The organism is Xylanibacter rodentium, from assembly GCF_013166575.1.
In the GTDB taxonomy this organism is placed as follows: Bacteria; Bacteroidota; Bacteroidia; order Bacteroidales; family Bacteroidaceae; genus Prevotella; species Prevotella rodentium.
The window spans coordinates 1-17,548 of the sequence record NZ_JABKKE010000034.1 but is presented as its reverse complement, the minus strand read 5'-3'; the positions used below and the strand labels follow the sequence as shown (position 1 = coordinate 17,548).

General features: G+C 47.2%; 15 protein-coding genes. 13 read left to right on the top strand and 2 right to left on the bottom strand.

Annotated elements, in window-relative coordinates; genetic code table 11:
* Positions 1-1,021 precede the first annotated feature (1,021 nt).
* The 6 genes from HPS55_RS13205 to HPS55_RS13180 all read left to right on the top strand — a co-directional run bounded on the left by HPS55_RS13205 (position 1,022) and on the right by HPS55_RS13180 (position 6,080).
* Positions 1,022-2,455, top strand: a complete 1,434-nt coding sequence (locus HPS55_RS13205) for a S8 family peptidase (protein WP_253945899.1) — start codon at positions 1,022-1,024, stop codon at positions 2,453-2,455.
* A 1-nt stretch (position 2,456) separates the two neighbouring features.
* Positions 2,457-3,779: an exodeoxyribonuclease VII large subunit gene (gene xseA / locus HPS55_RS13200; protein WP_172178690.1), complete on the top strand. Its 1,323-nt coding sequence runs from the start codon at positions 2,457-2,459 to the stop codon at positions 3,777-3,779.
* 32 nt (positions 3,780-3,811) lie between these two features.
* Positions 3,812-4,000 (top strand): exodeoxyribonuclease VII small subunit, encoded by a 189-nt coding sequence (gene xseB / locus HPS55_RS13195; protein WP_172178688.1) that lies wholly within the window; start codon positions 3,812-3,814, stop codon positions 3,998-4,000.
* Positions 4,001-4,264: 264 nt separating this feature from the next.
* A complete protein-coding gene (locus HPS55_RS13190) occupies positions 4,265-5,287 on the top strand; it encodes a branched-chain amino acid aminotransferase (protein ID WP_172178686.1) in 1,023 nt (340 codons plus the stop codon).
* Positions 5,288-5,484: 197 nt separating this feature from the next.
* Positions 5,485-5,736, top strand: a complete 252-nt coding sequence (locus HPS55_RS13185; RefSeq protein WP_172178684.1) for a type II toxin-antitoxin system HicA family toxin — start codon at positions 5,485-5,487, stop codon at positions 5,734-5,736.
* Positions 5,733-6,080, top strand: coding sequence for a type II toxin-antitoxin system HicB family antitoxin (locus HPS55_RS13180; protein WP_172178682.1), 348 nt, complete (start codon positions 5,733-5,735; stop codon positions 6,078-6,080). Before HPS55_RS13185 ends, HPS55_RS13180 begins: the two co-directional genes overlap by 4 nt.
* 434 nt (positions 6,081-6,514) lie before the next feature.
* Here HPS55_RS13180 and HPS55_RS13175 read toward each other — a convergent pair whose 3' ends face one another.
* Positions 6,515-7,789: an ATP-binding protein gene (locus tag HPS55_RS13175; protein WP_172178680.1), complete on the bottom strand. Its 1,275-nt coding sequence runs from the start codon at positions 7,787-7,789 to the stop codon at positions 6,515-6,517.
* Positions 7,790-8,028: 239 nt separating this feature from the next.
* Here HPS55_RS13175 and HPS55_RS13170 point away from each other — a divergent pair, with 239 nt between their 5' ends.
* The 7 genes from HPS55_RS13170 (at position 8,029) to HPS55_RS13140 (ending at position 16,142) form a co-directional block, all read left to right on the top strand.
* Positions 8,029-8,700: a DUF975 family protein gene (locus tag HPS55_RS13170; protein ID WP_172178678.1), complete on the top strand. Its 672-nt coding sequence runs from the start codon at positions 8,029-8,031 to the stop codon at positions 8,698-8,700.
* A 269-nt stretch (positions 8,701-8,969) separates the two neighbouring features.
* Positions 8,970-9,740: a tRNA (guanosine(46)-N7)-methyltransferase TrmB gene (trmB, locus tag HPS55_RS13165; protein WP_172178676.1), complete on the top strand. Its 771-nt coding sequence runs from the start codon at positions 8,970-8,972 to the stop codon at positions 9,738-9,740.
* Positions 9,741-10,127: 387 nt separating this feature from the next.
* Positions 10,128-11,000: a hypothetical protein gene (locus HPS55_RS13160; protein ID WP_172178674.1), complete on the top strand. Its 873-nt coding sequence runs from the start codon at positions 10,128-10,130 to the stop codon at positions 10,998-11,000.
* A 45-nt stretch (positions 11,001-11,045) separates the two neighbouring features.
* The gene (locus HPS55_RS13155) at positions 11,046-12,563 is read left to right on the top strand and encodes a TolC family protein (protein WP_172178672.1); all 1,518 of its coding nucleotides are present in this window, start codon (positions 11,046-11,048) and stop codon (positions 12,561-12,563) included.
* A 33-nt stretch (positions 12,564-12,596) separates the two neighbouring features.
* On the top strand, positions 12,597-13,595 hold the full coding sequence (locus tag HPS55_RS13150; RefSeq protein WP_172178670.1) for an HlyD family secretion protein: 999 nt from the start codon (positions 12,597-12,599) through the stop codon (positions 13,593-13,595).
* Positions 13,596-13,660: 65 nt separating this feature from the next.
* Positions 13,661-14,839 (top strand): ABC transporter permease, encoded by a 1,179-nt coding sequence (locus tag HPS55_RS13145; RefSeq protein ID WP_256408844.1) that lies wholly within the window; start codon positions 13,661-13,663, stop codon positions 14,837-14,839.
* A gap of 25 nt (positions 14,840-14,864) precedes the next feature.
* Positions 14,865-16,142, top strand: coding sequence for an ABC transporter permease (locus HPS55_RS13140; protein WP_172178668.1), 1,278 nt, complete (start codon positions 14,865-14,867; stop codon positions 16,140-16,142).
* Between the two features lie 17 nt (positions 16,143-16,159).
* Here HPS55_RS13140 and HPS55_RS13135 read toward each other — a convergent pair whose 3' ends face one another.
* Positions 16,160-17,263 (bottom strand): Mrp/NBP35 family ATP-binding protein, encoded by a 1,104-nt coding sequence (locus HPS55_RS13135; protein ID WP_172178666.1) that lies wholly within the window; start codon positions 17,261-17,263, stop codon positions 16,160-16,162.
* Positions 17,264-17,548 lie beyond the last annotated feature (285 nt).

The window sequence follows — 17,548 nt, the reverse complement described above, 5'->3', positions numbered from 1 at the left end:
CTTGGGGGCGCGCCCCCAAGAGAGGACGGACAATAATCTGAAAGAGGTAATTCCTAAATCAAAATTTTGCACTTCGATTTGGAATCTTCAAAAATCAGACTGAAATGCTGACTTGAAATAAAAATATACGGCGGCCATACTTTTTTTGACGAAATTAAACTACCCTTGTATCCAGACGAGTGACAATGATAGCAACTCACAGCAATGCGCAGAAATCAACCTGATTACCAATTAGTTACCTCTATTTTACCCTTTCTTTCAAACCTCTTTATAAATAAAGAGATTATAAAGTTTTCCAGAATTACTAAAAAACATGATATCTTACTCTGCAAGGGGAAATATTAAGAAAAGAAATACTATAACAAGTCTACAAAGGAATTCCGCCGCCATCCCCAAGCCCCATCTGCCTCCCGAAAAGGAAAGACCGTAACGTGAATGGAAGATGAGGAATATCCAGGGTTGACTCACCGTATATTGCCGGTATTGCACTGATTCTATCTCGGGAAGCGCAAAAGAATGTAGTGATTATTCTGAAAAAACGCATTTTGTTTTTCCAGAAATAGAAAAGCCGCGAGGGCCTCTCTGCTTTTTTTATACGTATTTTTGGCATGATTGTCTTGCCGTAAGGGCCTCCCGACACTCCCGCAACGGCCGTTTGACGATGCAATAAGGCCTGTTTCGCAATGCAATAAGGCCGTTATTGCAATGTCAAACGGCCCTCTCTGCTTTCTTGACAAAGCTCTATTCTCGTAACGTACTGACTGTCAGTGCTTCCCATTTGATCCAAAATCCGCCATTTTCGGACCGTCGGTAAGGAATTGCACTTTCGATGTCGCTTAACATATGTTAAAGTAAATATTTTTAAAAGCAAAGTAACTGAAAAGAAACATCTGTCCCTTATGCCCTTATATCAAAAACACAAAAACCATGCCTCCATGTCAATATTGAAAATGAACGAGCGTTTTATTTGGATTTTAGCGGAAATAGCAGTAAGTTTGCATCATCAAAATGTGAAGACTCAATGAAACAATACATATATCTTCTGATTTTCACCATTGCATGCCTGTCTGCAACGGGTATGCCCGGATATGCCGTACCATCGAAAGAGACATCGCAGAAGACCAAGTATCCCGACAGGAAATCATATATCTACCGTTTTGTACTGCGCGACAAACAAGGCACACCATTCAGTCTGGAGCGTCCCCGCGAATTTCTTTCACGCAAGTCAATAGAAAGACGCCGCAGGCAAAACCTGCCCGTAGATTCTACCGATCTGCCGGTGAATCCGGACTATATCCATATGCTCGCCACTGCCGGAACAAAGATTATCGGCACAAGCCGATGGAACAACTCGGTGCTGGCAGTGACCACCGACACCGCAGCCATAGCCCCTCTGCGCCGGCTCGGCTGTGTGAAAGAGTGCACGATGGTATGGCAGTCGCCCGACAGCATCATACCTCTGTCCAGACACTACAACTATCACGATACGTTCAACAGCTGGGATTCGGTGAAAACATCACCCTACGGAGCATCCGAAAAACAGATAGCGACACTCAACGGCATGGCACTGCACAAGAAAGGATATACCGGACAGGGCATGACGATAGCCGTGCTCGACGGCGGATTCCGCAATGCCGACAAGATACCGGCTATCAGCAGGATAAGAAAGGCCGGCACGCGCGACTTCGTATACCCTCCTTCAAAGAACATCTACCGCGAGACAGACCATGGCACAAAGGTACTATCCGTCATGGGCACCCACGTGCCACATATATATATAGGTACTGCACCTGCAGCCACCTATTGGCTGTTGCGCTGCGAAGACACCCGGACAGAACAGCCGGTGGAGGAAGACTACTGGACAATGGCTGCCGAATTTGCCGATTCCGTAGGGGTCGACGTGATTAACAGCAGCATCGGATACAATCAGTACGACCACCACTACGGCGACCACCGCTATCATGATATGAACGGCCGTACCACGCTGATATCACGCTCGGCCTCAATGTTGGCCGGAAAAGGTATCGTTCTCGTATGCAGCGCCGGCAACAGCGGTATGGGATCATGGAAGAAAATCGTATTTCCGGCCGACGCCGATGATATAATAACTGTGGGCGCGCTGACACCACAACTCGTCAACGCTCCATTCTCCGGCATAGGACCTACACAGGACGGACGTGTGAAACCCGACGTGATGGCTCCCGGCAGCCCCGTATCGGTAATATCCGGCCGTGGCACAGTGGCACCGGACATAGGCACATCATTTGCCTCGCCCATCGTCTGCGGCCTTGTGGCATGTCTTTGGCAAGCTCATCCCGAAATGACAGCCCGCGACATCATAGAAACGGTGAGGCGGTATGCGGACAACTATGCCACCCCCGACAATATTTTCGGATATGGCATACCGGATTTCAAATCCGCACTGGACTCCCTTCCCAAAAACAGAGTAGAGTAAAATGAAGACAATATCCCTCCTCGAACTCAACCTAATGGTGCGCGGCACTATAGAGCGCGGACTGCCTGACGAATACTGGGTAGAAGCAGAATTGTCCGAAATCCGAGAGTCGCACGGCCACTGCTACATGGAACTTGTGGAAAAAGACCTGCCGGGCAATACCCCCGTGGCACGCGCACGGGCCACATGCTGGCGGCAGACATGGGCCATGCTGCGCCCCTATTTCGAACGGACCACGGAGCAGACATTCCGTGCCGGACTGAAAGTACTGCTGAAAGTTTATGCACAGTTTCACGAGGCTTACGGCTTCTCATGGATAGTGACCGATATCGATCCGGCATTCACCATGGGCGACATGGCCAGAAAACGCCAGATGATAATAGCCCGATTGAAAGAGATGGGTGTGTTCGACCTGAACCGCGAACTGGAAATTCCTATGTTTGCACAGCGCATCGCCGTGATATCGAGCGAGACGGCTGCGGGCTACGGTGACTTCTATCGGCAACTGACAGACAATGAATATGGCTTCACTTTCGAAATAAACCTGTTTCCCGCCATTATGCAAGGCGAGCGTGTGGAACAAAGCATCATAGCAGCCCTCGACAAGATAAACGCCCGCTGTGACGATTTCGACTGTGTGGTGATAATCCGTGGCGGCGGTGCAACAAGTGACATGTCGGGGTTCGACACGCTGGCACTGGCTGAGAATGTGGCAAACTTTCCTCTGCCCGTAATCACCGGAATAGGACACGACCGCGACGAATCGGTGCTTGACATGGTGGCCAACACAAGAGTGAAGACCCCGACGGCTGCAGCAGCTCTGCTCATCAGCCGGCTCAAAGCCACGGCCGACCGCATAGAGCGCTGCGGCGAGACAATAGCACACACAGTGAAGCGTCGCATGGAGAGCGAGCACATACGCATGGAGCGGATGGCCGAACGCATACCGGCACTGTTCTCGGTGGTAAAGACACGACAGCATGCACGGCTCGACAGCATGGCCGGACACATGGAGAGTGCATTGGTGCGTCGCCTCGACCGCGAGACCCACCGCCTCAGCATGATGTCAAATGCCGTCACACCGCTGGCCGAACGGCGTATAACAGCAGAACGCCATCGCCTGACAATGCTTGACCAACGTGTTCAGGCACTCGACCCTGCCCTGCTTCTGCGCCGTGGCTACAGCATCACACTTCACAACGGACGGGCCGTACGCGACGCCTCGCAGCTTGCTCCGGGCGACAAGATAGTGACAAAAGTAGAAAGAGGCGAGATACGGTCGGAGGTGGTTAAGGCAAATACCGTCATTTTGCAGCAACAATAAATACAGAACAACAAAGAAAACAGAATAAGACAATGGACAAGAAAATGAAATATGAAGACGCCGTGCGCGAACTGGAACTGATAGTACGACGTATGGAAAACGACGAACTCGACATCGATTCGCTCGGTGAGCAACTCAAAAGGGCGCAGGAGCTGATAGCGCACTGCAAATCGAAACTGTCAAATACCGACAGTGAGATTAAGAAGATACTCGGCAAATGAAAGCCCGATAAGTAGGATTATATTCTTTTTTAATGTCAAAATGTTGCGGATATTCGATATTTTAACTAAATTTGCAATGTTTTCATTAATCAAAATGAACAAAGTGGCCCACTCATACTCTGCCATGGCGAGAAAACAAGCATGTAAATGAACGTTTTCGTTAAGCCAAATGAGCAGAGTGAAACTTGTTTCAACTCTGCCATGGCGAGAAAACAAGCATGTAAATGAACATTACAACGAAATAAATTTTAAATATATAAGATTATGAAGGATTTAGATTGGTCAAACCTGTCATTCGGTTACAGACCGACAGACTACAACGTACGGTGCTACTATCGTGACGGGAAATGGGGCGAGATAGAGGTCTGCTCTGATGAGTATATCAAAATGCACATGGCTGCCACTTGTCTGCACTACGGTCAGGAGGCTTTCGAGGGGCTAAAGGCTTACCGCTGTCCCGACGGTAAGGTGCGCGTGTTCCGTGTTGACGAAAACGCCGCCCGCCTGCAAAGCACATGCCGCGGCATACTGATGCCTGAGGTTTCCACAGAACTCTTCACCGAAATGGTGAAAAAAGTAGTACGCCTCAACCAGGAGTACATACCCACATACGAGAGCGGAGCAACACTATACATCCGGCCATTGCTCATCGGCATGTCGGCACAGGTGGGTGTACATCCGGCCAAGGAATACCTTTTCATCATTTTCGTTACTCCCGTAGGACCTTACTTCAAAGGCGGATTCTCTACCAATCCTTACGTGATAGTGCGCGACTTCGACCGCTCGGCGCCGCTCGGCACAGGCAAATATAAGGTCGGAGGCAACTATGCGGCATCGCTCTATGCCAACAACATGGCTCATGAAAAGGGTTACGCCTGCGAGTTTTATCTCGATGCCAAAGAGAAGAAATATATCGACGAATGTGGGGCCGCCAACTTCTTCGGCATAAAGAACAACACGTACGTCACACCGGAGTCTACATCCATACTGCCCAGTATCACCAACAAGAGCCTGATGCAGGTGGCCGAAGACCTTGGCATGAAGGTGGAACGCCGCCCCATACCCGAGGAGGAACTCGACACATTCGAGGAGGCAGGCGCCTGCGGAACGGCAGCCGTCATATCGCCCATCTCGTATATAGACGATCTGGACAACGGCAAGCGCTACACCTTCAGCGCCGACGGACAGCCCGGACCCGTATCGAAGAAACTGTACGACACACTGCGCGGCATACAGTACGGCACCATCGAGGACAAGCACGGCTGGACAACGGTGGTGATAGAGTAATAACTAAAAAACAATTGTATACAGCAGGGAAGCAGGGTGAACGCCTTCGCTTCCCTAATTTTTTTGAGAACTATACAATCTACACCCATGACAACATCCGATTGACATACTAAAGAATCTATAAAAATAAGAAAATGTTGCCGAAAAATTTTGTTCGCATATAAAAAGTAGTTACATTTGCACTATAAAGCAACCTTATGGGAACAAAAGAAAAACTAATAGAACGCTTCAAAAGACAACCCAACGATTTTTATTGGGATGAACTTGTACGTCTGTTCTCTATTTTAGGATACGAAACAGACAATAAAGGCAAAACCAGCGGTTCCCGTATCATATTCATAAAAGGTAAGAGTTCGTACATGGCACACAAGCCACATCCCGGAAGTATAGTAAAGAAATATGTTATGAAACAAGTATTGGATTTTCTGACTAAAAACAAACAGATATGAAAACGCTCAATTACAAAGGATATATAGGAAGTATAGAAGTAAGTGAAGAAGACAACTGCCTGTTCGGTAAAATCCTTGACTTACCGAATGACACTATGATTTCGTATGAGGGAGAAACTGTAGAGCAACTCAAAAGCGATTTTATGGAAGCTGTTGATGCTTACATTGCCTACTGCAAAGAAAACGGGATTGCTCCTCATAAGAGTTATTCCGGTTCGTTAAATATTCGCGTATCATCCGAAACACACAGCCGCATTGCATACCTCGCACAACAAACAGGTGTCTCCATTAACGCATTCATAAGACAAATACTGGACAAACAGATTGCTGCAATGTCATTATAGCTCCAGACTGTCAACAGTGATGAAAGAATAAAGAAAATGCAAATATTGCGCAAGATAGAGACATATTCTGCGCAATATTTGCATTTTTACTCAGCATATCCATGATTACAATCAGTAAAATGGATAATCCTACCCGTAATCCGTCTAATGCTTGTATGCTAAAATAGCATTATCTTTACAGAAAATAAGCTGCATCTCGGCATAACGCCTAAACTAGTTTGGCGATTCTGCTCTCGATTTACATTATTTTTGCACCGTAAAACAAAATGTGACAAACAAGCCGAACAGCGATAAAAAAGCATACGAGCATGAAAAAAGAAGTAATGAATGAACAGGAACAGGCAATAAAGGAGGTTACCCGATGGTTGGAACGCTTGAATATTCCAAAGGTGCAAAAATGAAACTTGTGGTAGTCGAACAATGCGGAAAGCATGTCATTCAAGCAGCCACTTCCATAGAGGCTTAACCTCAATTGTTCCAAATTCGTCGGTGACAATATCCGATTCGTCGTATGTCAGGATGATACGACGGCGGCACGTCAGCACTTTCGGAAGTTTTTTCAAAGCCTCCACTTCACGGCCGTATGTAACATCAGAATGGCTGATGCTGTATGATGCCTGAATAGCCAATCCATCCTCCGGCACATAGAAATCTACCTCCACATTGTCGTTGTAAAAGAACACGCGCTCATTATCGTGGTCATGACCGTATTTTCGGAAAAGCGACAAAGCTACAAGATTCTCCAGCAAAGACGTTTCGCCATTTATCAAGAAAAGGTTCAGCACACCATTATCAACAAAATAATACTTGCACGACATTTCTTTATCGGCAAAAGGAGCAGAAACATTGCGTAAACGCAAAAGCAGCCATGCCGACTCACAATATTCTATATACTTGCTCACTGTAGGCATACTAATCTTTCCGCTCACCGACGACAGTATACTTGAAAGACGATTGTAAGACACGGGCTGCTTTACGCTCTCTGCAAGTTTTTTCAGCAACAACCGGAGAATGTTAGGATTTGAAATCTTGTTTCTGCTTACAATATCACCAAGATAAATCTTTTGAAAAGTACTTGTAAGATAGTCACGCTTTACGGAGAGTCCTACAGACTCCGGCAAACCGCCCCACTGCAAATACTCACTATATGCACGGAGCATCTGTGCACGCGGCTCGGTACCCAACAATGAGTTTTCATCTGCAACAATACCCTTGACACCAAGAAACTCCAAAAAACTATAGGGATAGACTTCTGTCGACAAATAACGTCCTCCCAAAGTACTCATTATTTCGGAAGACAACATCTTGGCATTACTTCCAGTGATCCATATATCATATTTGGCATCAGCCATTCTACGGGCAAACTTCTCCCACCCCTCAACGTTCTGTACCTCATCAAGAAAAAGCATAGGTCTTCGGCCGTACATTTCCGCATGACATTCCAATATCTGTTCAAAATCATCATTCGTGAAACCGGTCAAACGGTCATCCTCAAAGTTCAGATACAACATTTCATCCCATCCGTGACCACAGGAAAGCATCTGCTGCATCTTTTGATAGAGCATGAACGACTTGCCCGCTCTGCGAACGCCGATGAACACACGTCTCGGGAAATCATCTGAAGGCAGCTCCCTACTCACTATATTATACCTTTCAATATCTTTCTGATTGGAAGCCAAAATCTGCTTTAACACCGTCTTACTAACCATATTTTTCAAACTGTCATTTTGAATATCCGACACAAAATTACAAATAACATTTTGAAAAACGTCCGATTTATGCTAAAAAGATAAAAGAGCCACTGGTTAAAATCTCTATCAAGCCAACGCCGCATTATTTAGTAATCGTTCATTGCGTTAACACAAAATAACATTCGGGGGTAATTAACAGAATATATATAACTTTGTCACCGAATATGGAATTATCAATCAAAACAAATAAATAAAATATGGAATACGTAGTTAAAGAATCACTCTCAGGAAATTGGATTAAAAGTATTGTTGCAATATTGATTTATGCAGTGCTTTGGAATATCATACCGGGATTTTTGGGTCCCTTAGGTTTGATTTGGTACATATTGATGATGCCTTTTCTTTGGGGCTTTTACATTTTCTTTCTTGAGATAGCGCGTGGAAACAAACCCGGAATAGCAAATCTATTTGACGGTTTCAAAGACTATTGGCGCATATCCTCAACAATGCTGCTTACTTATATATACATGATATTATGGTCGCTTTTACTTATCATACCTGGAATTATCAAATCTCTTTCGTATGCGATGGTACCTTATATTTTGAAAGACAACCCCGATATGAAACACAATAAGGCAATAGAGAAAAGCATGGAAATGATGGATGGACAAAAATCGAATCTCTTCCTGTTCTTTTTAGAAATAGCCATTCTATGGATTCTCGCAGGCGTTGGAGGTAGCTTAATAGGTGGCATAATAGTTCATATAGCAAATGTGTCACTCAAAACTTCCACAATATGGAACGCAACAATAGCATTAGGCTCCTTTTACTGGATACCTTATATGTATACCGGCATTGCCCATTTCTATGAAAATTTGAAAGAGGTTGAAGAGATAATTACCGAATCAGAGCAGACCGACGAACAATAATGTCAGCCGCGCAAAACAAACGGTGACATAACAACGTTAAATCTGTTCTGCAGAGACGGGGTCTGTGTTCGTTATAGATTATGATTACTACTCTTCAATTACAAAAAAAAATGACGAATGCACGAGTCTGTCTCTGTCGGTTTAAACATACACAACATCATATATTGTAATCACATACCATCCACAAGCCTCATTTTTCAGATATACAAAAAGTTGTTTCCGGATTTTTTCCATTATCTTTGCAACGATTTTCACACGACAACAATACAATGAGCAAAGGCAAGTTAGAGAAATTCGCCGATATGGCGAGATATGAAAATGTATTTCAATATCCATACTCCGTGGCAGAACAGGTGCCATTTGAAATGAAAGGCGGTTGGCGCAAAGAGTATTTTCACAATGACAACCCGATAGTGCTGGAACTGGGATGCGGCAAGGGTGAATATACGGTGGAACTGGCCAAGCTATACCCCGACATGAACTTCATTGGAGTGGACATCAAAGGAGCACGTATGTGGACAGGAGCCACACAGGCCATCAACGAGGGGCTTAAGAACGTTGCTTTCCTGAGAACCAACATCGAGATTATAGACCGCTTCTTCGGGCCCGACGAAGTTCAGGAGATATGGTTGACATTCAGCGACCCACAGATGAAGAATCCGCGCAAACGACTGTCAAGCACGTCGTTCATGGAACGATACCGCCGCTTTCTCACCGATGGCGGCACAGTGCATCTGAAAACCGACTCCAACTTCCTATTCACATACACCACATATATGGTGGAGCACAACCGGCTGCCGCTGCTCTTCCGCACGGAAGACCTGTACCACACGGAAGGTATCGACGACGGGACACGAAAGATACTCAGCATACAGACCTATTATGAGGCTATGTGGATGGAGCGCGGACTCAACATACGATATATGAAATTCCGCCTGCCGCACAACGGTACACTCGAAGAACCGGACATCGAAATACCGCTCGACGAGTATCGCAGCTACAAACGTCCGAAGCGTAGCGGACTGGAGACAAGCAAATAAGATTACTTTTAATTGACAATTGAGAATGGATAGTTAAGAATGGATAGTTGAGAATGGATAGTTGAGAATGGATAGTTGAGAATGGATAGTTGAGAATGGATAGTTGAGAATGGAGAATTATGATTTGCTGCATAAAGATAGTATTCTATAATATGTCCATAATATTTATGGTAATCATAATTTTCAATTCGCCATTCTCAACTATCAATTCGCCCTTCTCCATTTCCAATTAAAAGAATTCTAAAATGCAAAAAATGTTCTTTTTTTCCGTATTTATCTTAAAAATAAATACACCCACCTTTTTAGCGACATTATTTATTTTGCAATTTCGTCTGAAACTTTTATCTTTGCAAAGTTTTATCGATAATTACAGCAGTTGAATATATTATGAACAAAAAGATTGTAATACCACTCGTTGTGGTCATAGCGGCACTTTTAGCCGGAGTAGGATTCCTGACATACAGCCTCATCCACCAGAAACAGGTGAACGAAGAGATGCAGGAACTGGCCGATCTTGACAAGAAAGAGATGGAAAACGAGTATGAACAGTTCGCCCGCCAATACAGCGAAATGAAGACTCAGATCAACAACGATTCCATCGTGGCACAGCTCACGCAGGAACAGCTGCGCACGCAACAGTTGCTTGAGGAACTGAAAAACGTGAAAAGCACAAACGCCCGCGAGATAGCCCGTCTGAAAAAGGAACTGGCTACAGTACGCGCCGTATTGCGCAGTTATGTGCTCGAGATAGACTCGCTGAACCGCGTAAACCAGACTCTTGCCGACGAGAACAACCGCATGAAAGGGCAATATGCCGAGGCTACACGCCAGATAGAAGGCCTGAGCAGCGAAAAAGCATCGCTGTCGGAAAAGGTAGCCATAGCCGCTCAACTTGACGCCACCAGCATCAGAATGATGGCAAAGAAGAAAAACGGCAAAGCTGTCAAGAAGATTAAAGACTGCAAAAGCATTGAAGTGTCGTTCGTGATAGCCCGCAACGTAACCGCCACAAACGGGCTGCGCACATTCTATGTACGCATCACCACACCGACTGGAGCCGTACTTGGCAACGGCGCCACATTCAACTATGAAAACCGCAACATAGAATATTCTATGAAGAAAAGCGTGGAATATACCGGTGAGGAGGTGTCAGTATCCACTTATTGGAACGTCGCCGAATTCCTAAGTGCCGGCAACTACAACGTGAGCATATTTGCCGACGGCAATATGATAGGTTCGCAAACATTCAACTTCAAATAAACCAAGAGTAAAAGAAAGAACCGTGTACAACCCAAATACTGTTTTATGAAACATATCATAGGACTTCTCATCATGTCGTGCACCATACTGCCGGCCGGAGCTCAGCGCGTTCTGAGCCTCGACAGTTGCCGTGCGCTGGCACTGCGCAACAACAAGCAGCTGAGCATATCCGGCATGAAACAGAACGTGGCAAAAAACATCAGGAAGTCTGCCCGGACCAAATACCTGCCGCAAATCAACGCTATAGGCAGCTATATGTATACGAGCAAAGAGATTTCCATACTCAACGGCGGTCAGAAAGCGGCCCTGACAAGCATCGGAACAATGTTGGGAACAGAGTTGGGAAACTCTATACAAAATATCGGAGCCAACCTGAGCGAAGCACAACTCGGTGCCATAAACGAGCAGCTTGGAGCTTTCGGAACCTCAATCGAACAGATCAAAGCCAATCTCGGCAATGGCATCAACAATGTGGCGTCGGGCATGAACGCACAAGGACAACGCATAGTCGATGCCTTCCGTACCGACACACGTAATATTTTTGCGGGTTCGGTAACGGTGACCCAGCCTATATTCATGGGTGGAAGCATTATCGCCATGAACAAAATGGCCATACTTGGCGAACAGATGGCAGCAAACGGCAGCGATGCCGCCCGCCAGTCAACCATATACGACACCGACCGTGCCTATTGGACAGTGGTGTCGCTGAAACAGAAACGCAAGTTGGCAGAAAGCTATCTGCAGTTGGTAAAACAACTGGCCGACGATGTCGACAAGATGATAAATGAAGGAGTAGCCACACGCTCCGAAGGATTGAGTGTGGACGTAAAGGTGAACGAAGCTGAAATGACGTTGACACAAGTCGACGACGGGCTTGTACTGGCACGAATGTTACTGTGCCAATTGTGCGGACTGCCGCTTGACGAGCGCCCAATACTGGCCGACGAGAACAGCGACGACCTTTCCCTGACCGACATGACACCCGTCATAACAACGGAAGAAGCCATCGAACGACGGCCCGAACTCAGAATATTACAGAATACCGTCGATATGGGACGGCAGGCTACCAACATCATAAGAGCAGGCAACTTACCAAAAGTAGCTCTTTTCGGAGGATACTCTGTCAGCAATCCGAACGTGTTCGACGGATTCCAAAAGAGATTCGGAGGCACTTGGAATGTAGGCGTACTCGTCACCATGCCCATATGGAACTGGGGCGACGTGAGCTACAAAGTAAGGGCAGCGAAAGGTGCAACTACCATTGCCGAACTTGAACTGGACGAGGCACGCGAGAAAGTGGAACTTCAAGTGACGCAGAGTACGTTCCGTGTTAACGAATCTGCCAAGAAACTGAAAATGGCAAAAGCCAACATCAAACGAGCCGAAGAAAACCTGCGCCATGCCAATCTCGGATTCAAGGAAGGCGTGATACAGAGCACCACCGTTATGGAAGCACAGACTGCATGGCTCCAGGCACGCTCGCAGAAGATTGATGCGGAAATTGATATGAGAATGAGTCAGGTGAACCTGAAAAAAGCACTTGGCATGTTACAAGAACAATAACTCACACATTCACACCTATTAATATATAAACTTATGTCAGCAAAATCACAACACAACAACATACTCCTGGCCATACTGGGATTTACTACGGTAGTGGTCATTGTGGCTCTCATAGGATATTTCACCCTCGGACACGAAGATGAAATTATACAGGGACAGGTAGAAGTGACAGAATACAGAGTGTCGAGCAAGGTTCCCGGACGTGTACTTGAACTGCGTGTCAAGGAAGGCGACTATGTGAAAGTGGGCGATACACTGGCCGTTATTGACGCTCCTGATGTAAGAGCCAAGATGAAACAGGCCCGCGGTGCCGAGGATGCAGCGTCTGCCATGGACGACATGGCAAAGGCCGGAGCAAGACAGGAACAGATACGCGGCGCCTATCAGGTATTGCAGCAGGCAAAGGCCGGCCTGGAAATTGCCGAGAAATCCTATAAGCGCGTGCAGCGTCTTTTCGACGAAGGCGTTATGACAGCACAGAAACGCGATGAAGCCTTTGCCAACTACAAGGCGATGGAGGCTCAGATGAAAGCCTCACAAAGCCAATACGACATGGCACGCAACGGAGCACGCCGCGAAGAAAAAATGGCAGCACAGGCACAAGTGAACCGCGCCCGCGGAGCTGTGGAAGAAGTAAAATCGTATATCAACGAAACCGTACAAACGGCACAGATGGAAGGTGAGGTCAGCGACGTATATCCGAAGATAGGCGAACTTATCGGCACTGGGGCACCTATAATGACGATAGCAGTCATGAAAGACATGTGGGGCACTTTCAACGTGCGTGAAGACCAGCTCAACGGAATGAAAGTCGGCAACGAATTCACCGCATATTCTCCGGCTTTCAACAAAGATATCCGCATGAAAGTATACTATATGAAGGACGAAGGCAGCTATGCAGTATGGAAAGCTACGAAAGCCAACGGACAGTACGACCTTAAAACATTCGAGATAAAAGCACGTCCGGTAGACAAAGTTGAGGGACTGCGTCCGGGTATGTCGCTTGTTATAAAGAATCCGGACGGCAAATAGCAGCCAATTTCCGAAGATACGACTTAGACATAATATTATTATAATAAAGAATAAACTGTGACAGCGTGAGTTGCAGAGAATACATACAACGAGTGAAAGAGGTGGCGCTACGCGAGTGTGCCATCCTCAAATCCACCCCCATCTATTGGTTCTGTATGGTGGTGTTCCCCATGCTCACGATGATATTCTTCACGTCATTGATGCACGAAGGGCAGCCTCAGGATATGCCTGTAGGCATTGTAGACCTTGACAACACATCTACATCGCGCAAGCTGACACGCAACCTTGACGCTTTCCAGACCAGCAGGGTTGTGGCGCGCTACACAAGCGTGAGCGAGGCACGAACCGCCATACAGCGCAACGAGATATACGCATTTCTGTATATCCCGAAAGGTACGACCGACAAGATGCTGGCAAGCCGTCAGCCTAAGATTTCCTTTTACTACAGTCTGACGTCGCTCACATCGGGCGCATTGCTTTTCCGCGACTTGAAAACCATATCCACACTTGGCGGTGCCGCTGTCGGACAAGCCACAATGACCGCCCGCGGATATACCCCGGAGCAGATACGCACATTCCTCCAGCCGATAACCATCGACCTCCATCAGATATCCAATCCTTGGACCAACTACAATATCTATCTCAGTACGATGCTCGTTCCTGGCGTGATAATGCTGTTCATCATGCTGATTACAGTATACTCGATAGGTACCGAACTGAAGTTCGGACGCTCACGCCGTTGGATTCAAACCGCCGGAAGCAACATTGCTGTGGCCCTGGCTGGCAAGATGCTGCCGCAGACACTTATATTCCTAAGCATCACATATGGGTATATGTACTACGTTTTCGGCATTCTCGACTTCCCACATCCTGGCGGAACATCCAACATATTGCTGCTCGGACTGCTCTCTGTGCTGGCCCCTCAAGGGTTCGGCTTATTCATCTTCGGGCTTATGCCGTCGTTGCGTCTGTCCATGAGCACCTGCTCGCTATGGGCTGTTCTCAGTTTCTCGATGGCGGGCTCAGCATTCCCCATCATGGCTATGGACGCACCGTTACAGTCATTGTCGTGGCTGTTTCCGATGCACCACTACTTCATGATATATCAGATTACCATATTCAATGCGTTCCCGCTCGCCGATGCGTGGCTGCATGCTGTGGCTCTTATAGCCTTTGCAATGCTGCCGGTAACGGTGCTTGAAAAACTCAAGAACGCCATGATAAATTATGTGTATATACCGTAAAAACAGAAGATGACAGACGAAACATATGAGTAATAAAGGATTTCTAAATAGGGTAATGGAAGGTATCCGCGATGCATGCCATGTGTGGGCGCAGGAACTTAAGGGAACTTTCCGCGACGAGGGTGTGCTGATCTTCTTCATCATCGTACCCATTGCCTATCCCCTGCTCTACTCATGGATATACAACAACGAGGTGGTACACGAAGTACCAGTGGCCGTTGTAGACGATTCGCACAGTGCCATGAGCCGCATGTTCGTACGCCGTTGCGACGCCTCGCCCGATGTCAGTATAAAATACCATGCCGCCGATATGGACGAGGCCAAAGCTATGCTCAGCCGCCAGGAAGTAAAAGGAATATACTACATACCGTCCGACTTCTCTACAAACCTCAACCGCATGCAGCAGACTGCCGTAAGCGTGTATTGCGACATGAGTCTCATGCTGACTTACAAGGCTGTATATCAGACGGCAATGGCTGTGTCGCAGGATATGAACTCAGCCATACAGATACAGACACTGGGCAATACGACTGATCGCGAGGATGAGATTGCCACACGGCCGTTGGACTACGAAGAAGTGCCGATGTTCAATCCAACGGGCGGTTACGGCAACTTCATACTGCCCGGAGTGCTCATGCTCATACTGCAACAGACGCTTGTGCTCGGCATAGGTCTGTCCGCCGGAACGGCACGCGAGACCAACCGTTTCCGCGAACTCATCCCCATCAGCCGTCACTACCGCGGAGTTTTCCGCATTGTTCTTGGCAAATCGATGTGCTACATCATGATATACAGCGTCATGGCCGCCTATCTCACTCTGTTGGTTCCACGCATCTTCGGTTTCGTTACCATGGCACAGGGGCCCGAACTCATTGCCATCATGCTGCCCTACCTGTGTGCCTGCATCTTTTTCGGCATGACAGTATCGTGCCTCATCCGCCACCGTGAGAACGTGATGCTCCTTGTAGTGTTCTTCTCCGTGCCACTCCTGTTCATGTCAGGCGTATCCTGGCCGCAGAGCAACATCCCCGGTATATGGCAAGGCGTGTCGTGGATATTCCCATCGACATTCGGAGTGCGTGCCTTCGTACGTGTAAACTCGATGGGAGCTACGCTCGGCGACGTGCTGCCCGAATACCGCATATTGTGGATTCAGACCGTCGTATACTTCATAACGGCCTGCATTGTCTACCGTTATCAGATACAGTTGTCACGTCATAAAGTGATATGCCGGCTGCAACATATACGGCATAAGCGCGAGGTGAGGAAACAACAACGAAAATTCATACAGGATTCCAACTGACGAGTATATAACAAATCTTACTGTTTCTTCACACCGACAATCTTTGTGGGAGCCTGCTCTCGGTTGCGACGGTTGACAACTGTCACCACCGACTGTGCCAAAGCGATGAACGCCTGCCCTGTTATCGTGTCCACCCGGGTGGCTGCCGGCTCACCGGAATCGCCGCTCTCGCAAATGCTCTGCACCAGCGGAATCTGTGCCAACAGCGGTGTGCCCATCTCTTCGGCAAGATTCTTGCACCCGTCCTTGCCGAATATGTAATACTTGTTTTCAGGAAGCTCGGCAGGCGTAAACCAAGCCATGTTCTCTACCAGTCCGAGTATCGGCACGTTGACCTTGTCATTACGATACATGTCGATACCCTTGCGGGCATCAGCCAAGGCTACGTTCTGCGGAGTGCTCACAATCACCGCGCCCGTGATGGCCAGCGTCTGCAACAACGTGAGATGGATATCACTCGTTCCCGGAGGCGTATCAAGAACAAAATAGTCCAGTTCGCCCCAGTCGGCATCGGCAATGAGCTGCTTGAGAGCATTGCTCGCCATACCGCCTCGCCATAGCGTTGCAGTGTCAGGATTGACAAAAAAACCGATGCTAAGCAACTTCACACCATATTTCTCTATAGGCTCTATCAGATTGCGGCCGTCTTTCTCGACAGCATAGGGACGCGCATCCTCCACATCAAACATCTTCGGCATTGACGGACCGAATATATCGGCATCGAGCAGGCCTACCTTGTAACCCAACTTGGCAAGCGCAATGGCCAGATTGGCCGATACGGTACTCTTGCCCACCCCGCCCTTGCCGGAGCTGACAGCAATGATGTTCTTCACACCGGGCAGCATCTTGCCCACCTCCGGGCGCGGCTTTGAGCGAAACTCGGTCTCGATATTCACCTCCACTTCCTTGCCCACGTGATAGTGTATGGCGGCCTCAGCGGCCTTGACGGTCGACTTCAGGAAAGGGTCGGTATCGCGCGGAAACACAAGCACCACCTTCACCTTCATACCGTCAATTGACGGTGTGTCGGCTATCATATCGCTTTCTACAAGATTTTTCTTCGTGCCGGGATATGTCACCGTAGCCAAAGCGTCGATTATCAGTTTAGGATATAACGTCATAATATTGTTCTTTACATTTGGATTTATTATACTATTATATAATATAAAATAGCAAATACCGTGCCTGTTTTCTTCGGCCCTACATTGCGGTCAGCCAGTTGGATGCTTTTACAATATGGATAGTCATAATTTACGAGACACTGCACAAATATAGGACTTTTATTAGCGTTCTGAATGGATGCGCCCCAACGGATAGGGTGGCCATAATTTGTGGTTCATTTTTAGTATCAAAATAGCATTAAATTTAGCAATAACTGTATGATATTTAAATAATTGACTTTTTAT

Coding starts and splice junctions, on each gene's coding strand:
- HPS55_RS13205 (WP_253945899.1), top strand. CDS start 1,022: ATGAAACAATACATATATCTTCTGATTTTCACCATTGCATGCCTGTCT.
- xseA (WP_172178690.1), top strand. CDS start 2,457: ATGAAGACAATATCCCTCCTCGAACTCAACCTAATGGTGCGCGGCACT.
- xseB (WP_172178688.1), top strand. CDS start 3,812: ATGGACAAGAAAATGAAATATGAAGACGCCGTGCGCGAACTGGAACTG.
- HPS55_RS13190 (WP_172178686.1), top strand. CDS start 4,265: ATGAAGGATTTAGATTGGTCAAACCTGTCATTCGGTTACAGACCGACA.
- HPS55_RS13185 (WP_172178684.1), top strand. CDS start 5,485: ATGGGAACAAAAGAAAAACTAATAGAACGCTTCAAAAGACAACCCAAC.
- HPS55_RS13180 (WP_172178682.1), top strand. CDS start 5,733: ATGAAAACGCTCAATTACAAAGGATATATAGGAAGTATAGAAGTAAGT.
- HPS55_RS13175 (WP_172178680.1), bottom strand. CDS start 7,789: ATGGTTAGTAAGACGGTGTTAAAGCAGATTTTGGCTTCCAATCAGAAA.
- HPS55_RS13170 (WP_172178678.1), top strand. CDS start 8,029: ATGGAATACGTAGTTAAAGAATCACTCTCAGGAAATTGGATTAAAAGT.
- trmB (WP_172178676.1), top strand. CDS start 8,970: ATGAGCAAAGGCAAGTTAGAGAAATTCGCCGATATGGCGAGATATGAA.
- HPS55_RS13160 (WP_172178674.1), top strand. CDS start 10,128: ATGAACAAAAAGATTGTAATACCACTCGTTGTGGTCATAGCGGCACTT.
- HPS55_RS13155 (WP_172178672.1), top strand. CDS start 11,046: ATGAAACATATCATAGGACTTCTCATCATGTCGTGCACCATACTGCCG.
- HPS55_RS13150 (WP_172178670.1), top strand. CDS start 12,597: ATGTCAGCAAAATCACAACACAACAACATACTCCTGGCCATACTGGGA.
- HPS55_RS13140 (WP_172178668.1), top strand. CDS start 14,865: ATGAGTAATAAAGGATTTCTAAATAGGGTAATGGAAGGTATCCGCGAT.
- HPS55_RS13135 (WP_172178666.1), bottom strand. CDS start 17,263: ATGACGTTATATCCTAAACTGATAATCGACGCTTTGGCTACGGTGACA.